The sequence below is a fragment of the Bacillus sp. DU-106 genome (assembly GCF_004799705.1).
Taxonomy (GTDB): Bacteria; Bacillota; Bacilli; order Bacillales; family Bacillaceae_G; genus Bacillus_A; species Bacillus_A cereus.
This window is the reverse complement of record NZ_CP026607.1, coordinates 2,998,461-3,011,490: the sequence shown is the minus strand read 5'-3', so window position 1 is coordinate 3,011,490 and position 13,030 is coordinate 2,998,461. Positions and strand designations below refer to the sequence as shown.

The window sequence follows — 13,030 nt, the reverse complement described above, 5'->3', positions numbered from 1 at the left end:
TAGTAACAATTGTTTTCTTCTAATTCCATATGTCATATGTTGAGAAATAAATTATAAATGGATTGATAAAGCTAAAATGAATGATTGACATAATATTTTGACGATAATATAATGAATCTCGAATTCAAGATAACTTGTAAAGGATTGGTAATTATGAGCGTGATTAACGATGAGAGCTTATCTTTAAAGTTATTTGTTATATTATCAAGGGCAGTACAGTCAATTACTAAGCGTATTGAAGAGGATATAAAAAGTTATGGACTTAATCCAACTGAATTTGCAGTGCTTGAGCTACTGTATAGTAAAGGCGATCAGCCTATACAAAAAATTGGAGACAAAATATTACTTGCAAGTAGTAGTATCACGTATGTAGTGGATAAGTTGGAAAAGAAGAGGTTCTTAATACGAAAACCATGTCCTAAAGACCGCCGTGTCACGTATGCGTCAATTACTTCAGAAGGTATTGAACTAATGGATATTATTTTTCCCCAGCATAAAGAGGCGATTCAGCAAATATTTGGTGGTTTGGACTATACTGAGAAAAAAATGATAATCGAAAAGTTGAAAAAATTAGGGTATTATGCACTAGAACTATAAATCTTTAGAAATATATCTCGAATTAGTAATGTCCTAATTAAATATAATTTAAATAAATAGGAGGAAAAATTAATAAATGGTAGTAAATTTATTATAATACAAAATGAATAAAGCGTGTAATTTCAATCGGTATAATATGAAATAAAGTTGTTATGTTAATGTATACATATCGTCCTTTAAATTATAAATCTTTCATAAAGCGGAGAGTGGGTATCAAGAATGGAATTACGTCATTTAGAGTATTTTATTCAAGTTTGTAATAATAATAGTTTCACTAAAGCTGCGGAAGTTCTAGGTATTTCACAGCCGACTTTAAGTCAACAAATACGAGTTTTAGAAGGTGAACTTGATACACCCTTGTTTCATCGAGTTGGAAGAGGTATCAAAATGACAGAAGCGGGTAAGCTGCTATTTGATAAAGGAAAATTTATCATGAAACAATTTGATGACGTTTATAATGAAATTTTTGAATTAAAGGGTGTAAAAAGAGGTGTGATTACTATAGGAGGTTTATTAGAGGATCTCACTTATTTAACACCCTATATTATGAAGTTTCAACAACATTATCCCAACATTGTAGTAAAGATTATAGAATCCGAAGTTGCTGTAAATCAAATCGTTGACAAAAATATTGATTTCGGGATTACACGTAGTGCTCAAATTCCAGACACATTAACAAACACCCTTTTGTATAGTGAAGAGCTCGTCCTTGTAATTCCCAAAAATCATCCTTTGAATGAAAAATCATTTGTTTCTTTTCGAGAATTAGTAGGGCTCAGTAGAGTAATGGTTTCATGTAGTTGTCGTGAATCTATTAAGATATATTGTGAGAGTTTAGGGTTATCTTTATCTGAAGCAAATATAGAAACAAAATCTTCTATTTCTCTATTGAGTCTTGTATACAATGGACATGGTGTTGCCATAATACCTCTTTCACTGGTTAACTTTGTTAATAATGATACTTTGAGCATAGTTCGTATTACTGATCCAACACCAAGTCAAGATATTAATCTTATACACTTTGATGATAAATTTTTAAGTTTTGCAGCACGCATCTTTATGCAGAAGTTAAATGATTCTCAAAAAGTATCAGTGTAATAGAAATAATAATGATCCTAGTGTAACAATTGAAAAAATTAAAATCTATATTAAAGTCGAAGGACAGTGGATTTATATGTGTGGTGTAGTCGATCAAAAAGGGGGATACCATTGACTTTTAATTAAGGAAAAAAGGACAGACTTTGCAAGGAGAGAAGGATATCAAAAACAAGTTAAGTTAATCAATCAATTCTTCGGTCTTATCGCATAGTAACAGATTCCATGTAGGGATATACACTGCTATTTTGAATTTATATATCCTTATTGTAGAAAGAAAACCACCGGCATTATACCGGTGGTTTTGATTTAGAAAGCAAAGCAAGTACAACCAATACCCCATTTAGTTCCATCTTTTCCTATTACGGTATGAGTGTGTTGATGGAGAGGGTTACTACAACTATGTAACTTGTTATCATGGGAATCGTGAGAAAGTATAGTGTTGGCTAGGTTAGCACCACCATAACCATAAACGCCCGTCGGTGACCAATCAGGTGATGCTGGCGGCAATTCAGGTGATAAGTTTTTAAATTCATTATTTCCATAAACAACCTGCCCACCCATAATGGTGAGCAATGATTCAAGGTCTTTGATTTCTTCTTCCGGCACAGTAAAGTAGTCAGCAGACAATACAGCAATATCAGCAAACTGACCTACTGCCAGGGTTCCTTTTTTACCTTCATCGCCAGAGAACCACGCACTTCCTTTTGAATATAATTCCAGGGCTACTTTTCTATCAAGTTTATTTTTTTCATCGTATATGGAAAGCCCACCAATGGTTTTTCCAGCAACCATCCAGTAAAGAGCAACCCAAGGGTTATAGCTGGAAACCCTGGTTGCATCACTACCGGCGCCAACAGGTATACCAAGGTCTAACATACGATAAATCGGAGGAGTATGCTTTGCAGCTTCCTTTCCGTATAAGTCAACAAAGTATTCACCTTGAAAAGCCATGCGGTCTTGGATGGCAATACCGCCATTTAAAGCCTTAACACGTTCCATACTACGATCTGAGATTGTTTCTGCATGATCAAACCACCAGCGTAGCCCATTAAAAGGAATTTCTCTGTTAACTTCCTCAAATACATTTAAGAAACGTGTGATTGACTCGTCATAAGTTGCATGTAAACGGAATGGCCAACGGTTTTCCACCAATAGAGAAATTACTTTCTTTAAGTCGGCTTCCATTACTGTAGCTAGTTCGGGCCGTGGCATTTGAAATTTTTCAAAATCGGCTGCCGAGAATACTAACATTTCTCCGGCACCATTCATTTTATACTTATCATTTCCTTGACCGGGAGAAACAATTTTTGCCCATGAAGCAAAGTCTTCATATTCATGATTAGGATTTTGCGTAAATAGATTATAAGCAATACGCAAAGTTAATTGTTCCTTCTCGGCTAAATGTTCAACAACTTTGTAGTCATCAGGGTAATTTTGGAAACCACCACCTGCGTCGATGGCACTTGTAATACCTAATCTATTTAATTCACGCATAAAATGGCGAGTTGAGTTAATCTGGTCGTCAAGATTAAGTACTGGAGCTTTACCCAAACTTGAATAAAGAATAGAAGCGTTAGGGTTAGCAATTAAAAGGCCCGTTGGATTACCTCTTTTATCCCGCTGAATTAAACAGCCTGGAGGGTCTGGGGTATCTTTCGTGTATCCCAGTGCACGTAGCCCTGCACGATTTACAAGTGCTCTATCGTAAAGATGTAGCACAAAGACAGGCGTGTCTTCAGAAACAGCATTAATCTCTTCTAATGTTGGCATCCGTCTCTCTTTAAATTGAAATTCAGACCAACCTCCAACTACTCTTACCCACTGAGGAGCAGGTGTACGCCTTGCCTGTTCTTTGAGCATTTCTAGAGCAATAAAAAGTGATGGCACGCCTTCCCAACGTAATTCCATATTATAATGCAGACCACCACGAATCACGTGTATATGGGAGTCATTCAGGCCTGGAATAGCTCTCTTTCTTTTAAGGTCTATTTTTTTTGTTTTTTCCGTGGCACTATTAAGAAGCTCATCTCCACCTACTGCAGTGACTAAACCATCAGTTATGGCGATAGCAGATACCTCAGGCTGAGAAGGGTCAAGGGTAGTAATTTTTCCGTTATATAAGATCATATCCGGTAAATTCATGTTCACACCTCGTCTACTTTCTATTATTTTGTAACCATGGATGAAATAATTTACCGAAAATCGGCATGACTACCCATGATAGCAAGGACACTATACATACAGAAACAAAAAAAGCTGACATAATAGGATTCATATGTTTTATAATAGGTCCTATCACTTTAGGAACTAACATGCTAAGAGGCCATACACCCAGAAGGGTAACGATAGACATTTTCCATTTTGGCGGTGGAACTGGCGTTTTCGGAGTAACAAACCAATAAGCCAAACTGCTTTCAGTTTTGTAAGTTGGATTAGTGGCTTGAAATTGCTCCGCCGTTTTTAACAAATCCCGGCGAACATCTGATTCTTGCCAAGTACGTAGATGCTCATACGTATCAAAGCGAAAAATAACAGTATACTCTCTGGATTCGTTACTTGGGACTATTAGATTTACACCTAAATGTCCTGGGAATTTAGTAGCCGCAGCCTCAATTTCATGTCTCCATGTTTCAAACTGTTTTTCTCTACCTTCTTGAATTTCCCATGTAACAATGGTTGTTACTGGATTGCCAGCATCCATCGTGTTCCCTGTATAAGTCTCTTCGACAGCTACTCCTTCTTGTTTCATATTTTCCTGCTTGGAAGCGCGCCATGCACCATAGTATATGCGTATTCTACACCTTGACCATAAGCACCAGTGTGTTCCTTTACAATCTCCATTACAGCATCATAAGTGTCTTTGTGTGCCCAGTCACGTTGGTATTCAAGTAAAACTTGAATTGCTGTCACTGGAATTGCACCAGCTTGTTCTACACGACGCATAGCAGCGTTATGTGCTGTCAAACTAGTACCACCTGAAGCATCATCAACTGCATATACCTCATAGCCAGCTTTAATTGCTTCAAGCACAGGGAATGCAAGGCAAACTTCAGTCCAAAGTGCTGCAAATATTAATTTCTTTCTACCGGTTGCTTTAACTGCCTCAACAAATTTCGGATCTTCCCAAGAGTTCATTGAACTACGTTCTATAATTTCATGGTTTGGGAATATATCAAGAATTTGTGGCCAAAAATAACCAGAAAAGCTGCGTGTTTCAACTGTAGTAAGAATAGTAGGTACGTTAAAAGTTTTTGCTGATTTAGCAAGTAGCATAACGTTATTAATCAATGTTTGTCTATCAATACTTGCAACTCCAAAAGTCATTTGAGGTTGAAAATCAATTAAAATTAAGGCACTGTTCTCCGGATTTAACAATTCTAAATTACTCATAATAAAACGCTCCTTTTTCAATTGTTTATTGAAAGTAATGTATCTTCTGTCAATTGAAGCTCTACTATACTTTTTAATTTAAATTTAGTGCTGATTTAATCAGCACTAAATTTATACTATCTACTTTAAAAAAGGTGATTTAAAGCTATTTCCTTGAGATACATTTATGCATTTTGTTTACTAAGATCTCGCTGAGCGCCTCTATAGCTTCCAATTATATTTTGATAACCTGGAAGATTGCTAGCAAGCAAATTGCCAAAACCTTCGACATCGTTGCGCCAATCGCGTTGTAATTCGCAAGCTACGCTAAACCAGTTCATAAGTTGCACGCCACTATGTGCCATACGTGTATTGGCAGCATCTGCAACTTGTTTACTGAAAGTTCCTGAAGCATCAGTAACAGCAAATACTTCATATCCAGCTTTTATAGCGGAAAGTGCCGGGAAAGCAACACAAACGTCCGTAACTACGCCTGCGATGATAAGTTGTTTTTTTCCAGTTTCTTCGATTGCTTTTACAAAATCATCATTATCCCATGCGTTAATTTGTCCAGGTCGAGCTATTTTTGGTGCATGAGGAAAGAGATCAACCAATTCTTGCATTAAAGGTCCATTAGGCCCGTTTTCAAAACTTGTTGTTAAAATAACTGGTAAATTAAAAAACTTAGCAGTATGAGCAAGAGCTAAAACATTGTTCTTGAATTCATCAACACCATAGTCACGTACTAGTCCGGACATAAGACCAGTTTGATGATCTACTAAAAGCACAACAGCATCATCTTTGTTAATACGAGAATAGAGATCAGTCATTATGTATTCCTCCTAAAAATTAAGTAATCGAAGAAAGTTTAAATAGTCGGATACTATCATAAGTTTCTTCGTTTATAACTAAGCTGACCAATAATATTGGTTATAGCAGCATTCACAGAACATGAAGTGCTATACAAATTTATAGTATTTGAAAACTGATTCGTTAATCAATTCTAAATTATCTATAATTCGTATAGGTCGTAACTATAGTTGTTTTCACTATAAAATAGATTGGTTTTACCTATACATCCTATAGATAGAACGATATTGATAGTCACCTATTTTTGTTATTACAATTGAATAGGAGTAATGTTCAGTAATTATTTTATGATGCAAAAGGTATTAGAGGGGGGGGATTGTTCCAAAAGGAGAAAATGAATGCATTGGAACAATAGAGTTTCATACTTAGAATTCACAACATAAACGTGCATGAATAGGTTATGACGTTCATCCAGATTATTTAAGAAAAGGATACATATTGGAATATTTTTGGGAGGTAGAAGCATGGCTAAAATTACTGTAGGAACCGAAAAGCAAGAACCAATTGAGATATATTATGAGGATCATGGCACAGGAAAACCAGTTGTACTCATTCATGGTTGGCCGTTAAGTGGTCGATCTTGGGAATACCAAGTTCCCGCTCTTGTTGAGGCTGGATACAGAGCTATAACATATGATCGTCGAGGATTTGGACAATCATCTCAGCCGTGGGAAGGGTATGAATATGATACCTTTACTTCTGATTTACATCAACTATTAGAACATTTAGAGCTTCAAAATGTCACACTTGTTGGTTTTTCTATGGGTGGAGGCGAAGTAGCCCGGTATATTAGTACGTATGGAACAGATCGTATTGAAAAGGCTGTTTTTGCTGGGGCAGTTCCTCCGTATTTATACAAATCAGAGGATCATCCTGAAGGGGCCTTAGATGATGCAACAATTGAAGCATTCAAAAGTGGTGTGATAAATGACCGCCTTGCATTTCTTGATGAATTTACTAAGGGATTTTTCGCGGCTGGTAATCGAACAGATTTAGTTAGTGAGCCATTCCGTTTATATAATTGGGATATTGCAGCCAGTGCATCACCTAAAGGAACACTTGATTGTATTACCGCCTTTAGTAAGACAGATTTTAGAAAAGACTTGGAGAAGTTTAATATACCTACTCTTATTATTCACGGTGATTCTGATGCAACTGTACCATATGAATATAGTGGGAAATTAACACATGAAGCAATTCCTAATTCTAAAGTAGCCTTAATAAAGGGTGGTCCACATGGGCTAAATGCAACGCATGCTAAAGAATTTAATGAAGCACTCCTATTATTTTTAAAGGACTGATTACAACTATATAATTGTTAGTTGATAAATTATAAATAAGTAAAAAATAAAGCTTTATAAAAGATGCTCTTGGATAAATCCAGGAGCATCTTTTTAAATGGTGGTATTGATATGTTAGGTTGATAAATCTTCATTAGTTTCGAATTGAATATTCTTCTTAACAGCAAAAATTTATTGTTTAGAGTTTTTTAGGTCTTTTAGATGTATTGCTATATTACTATCAAGATAATATTTTGAATAATCCTCAAAACAAAGAAATGTACATTTTTTGAGGAAGAAATATCTTGTCAGAAAACAATAAAATCTTATTAATTTTTATAATTGGTAGAATTTTTATGGAAATAATTCTCTTAATATATTAAAATAACATCGTATTATGTCAGATTTTAATTAGGGGAGAGAAATTTTATGTTGAAAAAAATTATTCCAGTTGCTTTAGCATTAAGTACAGTTACTTTTACTAGTGTATTTGTTGCGCCTTCAATCCAAGCAAGTACAGAACAAAATCGCTACATAGATGTACAAATGCTCGGTATTAACGATTTTCATGGGCAACTAGACACTGTAAAAAAAATTAACAATAAAGATGCAGGGGGAATTGAGTACTTAGGGGCTTATTTACGTGATCGTGAAAAACAAAATCCAAATACATTAAAGGTACATGCTGGAGATGTTGTTGGAGCAAGTACTCCTGTTTCAGCATTATTACAAGACGAACCTACAATTGAATTTCTAAATGATTTGAAATTCGATGTTGGAACGATAGGAAATCATGAATTTGATGAAGGTGTTGAAGAAATGAACCGCCTTATTTATGGTGGATACCATGAGAAAACAGGAAATTTTAAAGGAGCAAAATTCCCATATGTTGCTGCAAATTTCTATAATAAATCCACCGGTCGTTTATTTTTACCACCATTCACTATAAAAAAGGTACAAGGAGTTCCTGTTGGCTTTATCGGAGTCGTAACAACGGATGTTCCTAACCTTGTTATGCCTACTATGCTAAAGAATGTAGAAATTACAGATGAAGTTGAAGCTATTAACAAATCCGTAAAGCAATTAAAAAAACTAGGCGTTAAATCTATCGTTGTTCTTGCACATAACGGAGGTATAACAGATGGGAACGGCGTAACAAATGGTGATATCGTCCGATTAGCAAATGAGACTGATCCAGAAGTCGATGTTATTTTTGGTGGCCATAGCCACACCTATGTAAATGGAACTGTTAATAATAAACTTGTCGTACAAGCAAATTCTTATGGTATGGCTTTTGCTGATGTTGATGTAAAGATTGATCGTAAGACACAAGATATTGTTGAGAAAAAAGCAGAAATTGTTACAACTTATCATGAAGGCATAGAGCCTGATAAAAAAATAAAGAAGAAGATGGAGAAATATCAAGCAAAAATCGCACCTCTTGTTAATGAAGTTGTAGGTAAGTCTATCGCTCCACTAGATCGCAAACAAAATATGGCTGGTGAATCTACTCTTGGAAATTTAGTTGCTGATGCTCAGCGTACAACAATGCAATCCCAAATTGCACTTATGAATCCTGGTGGTATTCGTAATGACTTAGATGCTGGTGATATTACATGGGGAGAGATATATGGTATTCAACCATTCGGAAATCAATTAATAAAAGTAAATTTAACAGGTCAAGACATTCGTGATATTTTAAATCAACAATGGCAAAAAGACATAACAAGAATGCTTCAAATTTCAGGTATCCAATACACTTGGGATGCGAACAAGCCTAATGGAGAAAAAGTAACAAGTATTCGCTTAACAAATGGAGAAGAAATTATTCCTTCTAAAACTTACAGCGTCGTTGCGAACGCATTTCTAGCTTCAGGTGGAGATGGATTTGTATCCTTTAAAAACGGTAAAGATGCTGAAACAGGACCAACTGATTTTGAAGCATTAGTAGATTATATAAAAAAATCAAAAGAACCAATTCAGTCTATTATTGATGGAAGAATTCAAAAGATAAATTAGTTTTTTATTAATCTCAAAAACAACTAGATTACCTGTGCGCTATACTCTTTAGTGTGCAGGTAATCTATTTTTTTGATTTGAAATAGTCTAACTGTGGCCAATGGGTATACCGTCTAGATGCAGAGTGCCGAAAAAAATGAAGTGAACAAAAAATAACCCCTAAATTAACTCTATGATAAAGAGACTACAAACAATCAAAATTTGGAACTTCATATTAACCATATATTAACTACGTTAATAATACATACTGAAATTGAATACTTTAGATAACATCATTTATAACGAATATCTGTACATTATAATGTTATGCAATGAGGAATTTACAATACAATGAATTGAAGCTTATTTAGTTTTATATTCGTATAAATGAATTAAGAATTTCTTAAGAACCTATTAAGAAATAAGTGAGTTTTAGGAACTAGAATAAATGTATCTTAACAGTAATAAGAAAATGAATGTTTTAAACGGAAGTTGGCAGAGTATGTCAAAAAGCTATAAGTAAATATTTCAGGAGGTTTTTTATGAAAAAGAAAATGATTATTGCAATTGTTGTTTCTGCTATAACAATGACTCATTTTGTAGGAAATACTTATGCAGATTCGAAAACAGAGGTTTCTGTTACAGCTCCCTATAATACAAATCAAATAGCGAAATGGTTAGAAGCACATGCAAAGCCTTTAAAAACAACTAATCCAACTGCATCTCTTAATGATTTGAAACCACTTAAGGATATGGTAGGTTCAGCTTCAATTGTAGGTTTAGGTGAAGCTACGCATGGGGCTCATGAAGTTTTTACGATGAAACACCGCATTGTTAAGTATTTAGTATCTGAAAAGGGCTTTACCAATCTAGTTTTAGAAGAGGGATGGGACAGGGCCTTGGAACTTGATCGATATGTTCTTACTGGTAAGGGAAACCCAAGCCAACATCTAACACCTGTATTTAAGACGAAAGAAATGCTAGATTTACTTGATTGGATTCGGCAATATAATGCTAATCCAAAACATAAATCGAAAGTACGTGTCATCGGGATGGACATTCAATCAGTAAACGAAAATGTTTATAATAATATAATAGAATATATTAAAGCGAATAATTCAAAACTGTTGCCTAGAGTAGAAGAGAAGATAAAAGGGCTTATTCCTGTAACAAAGGATATGAATACTTTTGAAAGCCTTACGAAAGAAGAAAAAGAAAAGTATGTTTTAGATGCTAAACAAATTAGTGCTTTATTAGAGGAAAATAAAAGTCATTTAAATGGGAAATCTAAAGAGTTCGTATGGATAAAGCAAAATGCTCGTATTATTGAACAGTTTACTACAATGTTAGCGACACCTCCTGATAAACCAGCGGATTTTTATTTGAAACATGATATTGCAATGTATGAAAATGCGAAGTGGACTGAAGAACATTTAGGAAAAACCATTGTATGGGGACATAATGGACACGTTTCGAAAACAAATATGCTTTCTTTTATATACCCTAAAGTAGCAGGGCAGCATTTAGCAGAATATTACGGAAAACGGTACGTATCTATTGGAACGTCAGTTTATGAAGGACAATACAATGTGAAGAATAGCAATGGTGAATTTGGCCCCTATGGAACATTAAAATCGGATGATCCAAACAGTTATAACTACATCTTTGGACAAGTTAAAAAAGATCAATTTTTTATTGATTTACGTAAGGCGAACGGCGTGACAAAAACTTGGTTAAACGAACAACATCCAATTTTCGCTGGAATAACTACCGAAGGGCCTGATATACCAAAAACTGTTGATATATCATTAGGTAAAGCGTTTGATATACTTGTTCAAATTCAAAAAGTGAGTCCATCTCAAGTACATCAATAAATTTAGAATCATGTGCCTTAATGACAAATTTCATAGTGTTTCATATAACACAATGAAATTTGTTTTATATAGCAAGAAGAATAATCGCATTAGAAAAAATCAGCAGTTTAACCTGTTAAGAGTAAAACGAATCTTACAATATGTAAAGCGCAAAAACACTGAAGCGAAAAGCATCGGTGTTTTTTGCGCTTTCGGGCACAGATGCTACTTCAATCCTATTGTAGAAGTGATTTTGTATGTAAGGAATTTGTAAGGAATAGGTAAGAAAAAAGAGATTTTCATTGTGTAGGATAAAAATATAAGGAGGCATGAAGGGGGGAACAAGTACGGCCTACATATAAAACAAATAATCAGTAACAAGAGTGTTTTAAGGAAAAGAAGTAATTTCTATGATTAATATGTATGTAGAAAAAGAGTGATTTAGAGATTGTTAGAACACAATGGTGTTTGTGAAAATAATGATTAGTACGTTGATTGCAAATTCAGTGTTGACTTTTATCATTGGGAGAGTTGATAGCTGTGTGGTTCGTATATGAGACAGCTATTAGCCATCAATACAATTTAAATAGAAGAGAGGAATTCTTTATGAAAACACGCAGTAAAATTACATGTGCAAGTCTAGCACTTTTAATAGGTGGAAGTTCCCTGTTATACATAACACCAACATCAGTTGTAAAAGCAGAACCTACGCAAAATGTATCTAGTTCGTTACAAACAAGTACGCAAAGCGATCGTACTTCCGTTAAGAAAGCAATGCGAGATGAACTGCAACTTGGATACCCAGGAATACTCGCTCAAATTTCTAAGGGTGGTAAAACTTGGAGTTATACGGCTGGGATAGCGGATCTGAGAACTAAGAAACCAATGAAAGCAGATTTTCGCTTTCGCATTGGCAGTGTGACGAAAACGTTCATTGCAACAGTTCTACTTCAATTATCTGGAGAGAACCGTTTGAATCTAGACGACTCCATTGAAAAATGGTTACCTGGCGTTATTCAAGGAAACGGATATGATGGTAACCAGATTACGATCCGTCAAATATTGAATCATACAAGTGGTATTGCTGATTATATAAATTCAAAAGACTTCGATATTACGGATATAAAAAAATCGTATACGGCTGAAGAATTTGTAAAGATGGGGATTTCACTTCCCCCAGACTTTGCACCAGGAAAGGGTTGGTCTTATTCAAATACAGGATATGTAATACTAGGAATCCTTATTGAAAAAGTAACAGGAAACAGCTATGCGGAAGAGGTTGAAAATCGGATTATTGAACCGCTTGATTTGTCAAATACATTTCTACCTGGTAATTCAAGCGTGATTCCAGGCACCAAGCATGCCCGTGGCTACTTGCAACTAGACGGAGCGAGTGAGCTAAAAGATGTTACTTATATTAACCCAGGTAGCTCGGATGGAGATATGATTTCTACTGCTGACGACTTAAACAAATTCTTCTCTTGCTTACTAGGTGGCAAATTACTGAAGGAACAGCAGTTAAAACAAATGCTTACTACAGTTCCTACAAATAGAGAGGGAACCGGATATGGTCTTGGAATACTTGAAATTAAGCTTCCGAACGGTGTCTCGGTATGGGGACACAGGGGTGCCGTTCCAGGTTTTTCCACTTTTGCTGGTGGAACACTTGGAGGTAAACATACACTCGCTATCAATTCGAACAGTTTAAACCTTAATAACCCGGAAGTTTTTAAGAACATTTTACTTGCTGAATTTAGAAAGTAGGAAAAACGGATAAATTTTGTCATTTGTAATTTCCATCGGAATGGATTACCGCTTGAAAGAGTATAGAGGGATTAAGTATCTAGAAACAATCAAGCCAATCATGAAGAATGGCTAAGTAAAAGGATTTGTTTATACATTGGCCAATTAAAAGAGCAACAGATATAATGAGTGATTAGTATGTATCTAGTATTGCATTTGTAT

Annotated in this window: 10 protein-coding genes; 6 read left to right on the top strand and 4 right to left on the bottom strand. The window is 35.1% G+C overall.

Annotated features, from left to right (window positions below):
* The first annotated feature begins 153 nt into the window (after positions 1 to 153).
* Positions 154 to 597: a MarR family winged helix-turn-helix transcriptional regulator gene (locus C3Y97_RS15370; protein ID WP_000111425.1), complete on the top strand. Its 444-nt coding sequence runs from the start codon at positions 154 to 156 to the stop codon at positions 595 to 597.
* 219 nt (positions 598 to 816) lie between these two features.
* The gene (locus C3Y97_RS15365; protein ID WP_000423182.1) at positions 817 to 1,695 is read left to right on the top strand and encodes a LysR family transcriptional regulator; all 879 of its coding nucleotides are present in this window, start codon (positions 817 to 819) and stop codon (positions 1,693 to 1,695) included.
* Positions 1,696 to 2,001: 306 nt separating this feature from the next.
* On the opposite strand, the gene C3Y97_RS15360 is transcribed toward C3Y97_RS15365, so the two are convergent.
* The 4 genes from C3Y97_RS15360 to ycaC form a co-directional block, all read right to left on the bottom strand.
* Positions 2,002 to 3,837: an amidohydrolase gene (locus C3Y97_RS15360; RefSeq protein WP_001052854.1), complete on the bottom strand. Its 1,836-nt coding sequence runs from the start codon at positions 3,835 to 3,837 to the stop codon at positions 2,002 to 2,004.
* A gap of 13 nt (positions 3,838 to 3,850) precedes the next feature.
* The gene (locus C3Y97_RS15355; RefSeq protein ID WP_000806860.1) at positions 3,851 to 4,444 is read right to left on the bottom strand and encodes an antibiotic biosynthesis monooxygenase; all 594 of its coding nucleotides are present in this window, start codon (positions 4,442 to 4,444) and stop codon (positions 3,851 to 3,853) included.
* A complete protein-coding gene (locus C3Y97_RS15350) occupies positions 4,441 to 5,085 on the bottom strand; it encodes a hydrolase (RefSeq protein ID WP_000067162.1) in 645 nt (214 codons plus the stop codon). The genes C3Y97_RS15355 and C3Y97_RS15350 overlap by 4 nt, the downstream gene beginning before the upstream one ends.
* Before the next feature lie 164 nt (positions 5,086 to 5,249).
* Positions 5,250 to 5,894 carry an isochorismate family cysteine hydrolase YcaC gene (ycaC, locus tag C3Y97_RS15345; protein WP_000131227.1) on the bottom strand — a complete coding sequence of 215 codons (645 nt, stop codon included), beginning with the start codon at positions 5,892 to 5,894 and terminating at the stop codon, positions 5,250 to 5,252.
* A 504-nt stretch (positions 5,895 to 6,398) separates the two neighbouring features.
* Here ycaC and C3Y97_RS15340 point away from each other — a divergent pair.
* The 4 genes from C3Y97_RS15340 (at position 6,399) to C3Y97_RS15325 (ending at position 12,829) form a co-directional block, all read left to right on the top strand.
* The gene (locus tag C3Y97_RS15340; protein WP_100655322.1) at positions 6,399 to 7,235 is read left to right on the top strand and encodes a bromoperoxidase; all 837 of its coding nucleotides are present in this window, start codon (positions 6,399 to 6,401) and stop codon (positions 7,233 to 7,235) included.
* A gap of 408 nt (positions 7,236 to 7,643) precedes the next feature.
* Positions 7,644 to 9,233: a bifunctional metallophosphatase/5'-nucleotidase gene (locus tag C3Y97_RS15335; protein ID WP_000913808.1), complete on the top strand. Its 1,590-nt coding sequence runs from the start codon at positions 7,644 to 7,646 to the stop codon at positions 9,231 to 9,233.
* Between the two features lie 521 nt (positions 9,234 to 9,754).
* Positions 9,755 to 11,086, top strand: coding sequence for an erythromycin esterase family protein (locus C3Y97_RS15330; RefSeq protein ID WP_025687850.1), 1,332 nt, complete (start codon positions 9,755 to 9,757; stop codon positions 11,084 to 11,086).
* Positions 11,087 to 11,671: 585 nt separating this feature from the next.
* Positions 11,672 to 12,829 (top strand): serine hydrolase domain-containing protein, encoded by a 1,158-nt coding sequence (locus C3Y97_RS15325; protein WP_033695826.1) that lies wholly within the window; start codon positions 11,672 to 11,674, stop codon positions 12,827 to 12,829.
* Positions 12,830 to 13,030: the final 201 nt, after the last annotated feature.

Bases quoted from the DNA above. Each gene is read 5' to 3' on its own strand.
- C3Y97_RS15365 (WP_000423182.1), top strand. From the start codon at position 817: ATGGAATTACGTCATTTAGAGTATTTTATTCAAGTTTGTAATAATAAT.
- C3Y97_RS15355 (WP_000806860.1), bottom strand. From the start codon at position 4,444: ATGAAACAAGAAGGAGTAGCTGTCGAAGAGACTTATACAGGGAACACG.
- C3Y97_RS15325 (WP_033695826.1), top strand. From the start codon at position 11,672: ATGAAAACACGCAGTAAAATTACATGTGCAAGTCTAGCACTTTTAATA.
- C3Y97_RS15335 (WP_000913808.1), top strand. From the start codon at position 7,644: ATGTTGAAAAAAATTATTCCAGTTGCTTTAGCATTAAGTACAGTTACT.
- ycaC (WP_000131227.1), bottom strand. From the start codon at position 5,894: ATGACTGATCTCTATTCTCGTATTAACAAAGATGATGCTGTTGTGCTT.
- C3Y97_RS15340 (WP_100655322.1), top strand. From the start codon at position 6,399: ATGGCTAAAATTACTGTAGGAACCGAAAAGCAAGAACCAATTGAGATA.
- C3Y97_RS15370 (WP_000111425.1), top strand. From the start codon at position 154: ATGAGCGTGATTAACGATGAGAGCTTATCTTTAAAGTTATTTGTTATA.
- C3Y97_RS15360 (WP_001052854.1), bottom strand. From the start codon at position 3,837: ATGAATTTACCGGATATGATCTTATATAACGGAAAAATTACTACCCTT.
- C3Y97_RS15330 (WP_025687850.1), top strand. From the start codon at position 9,755: ATGAAAAAGAAAATGATTATTGCAATTGTTGTTTCTGCTATAACAATG.
- C3Y97_RS15350 (WP_000067162.1), bottom strand. From the start codon at position 5,085: ATGAGTAATTTAGAATTGTTAAATCCGGAGAACAGTGCCTTAATTTTA.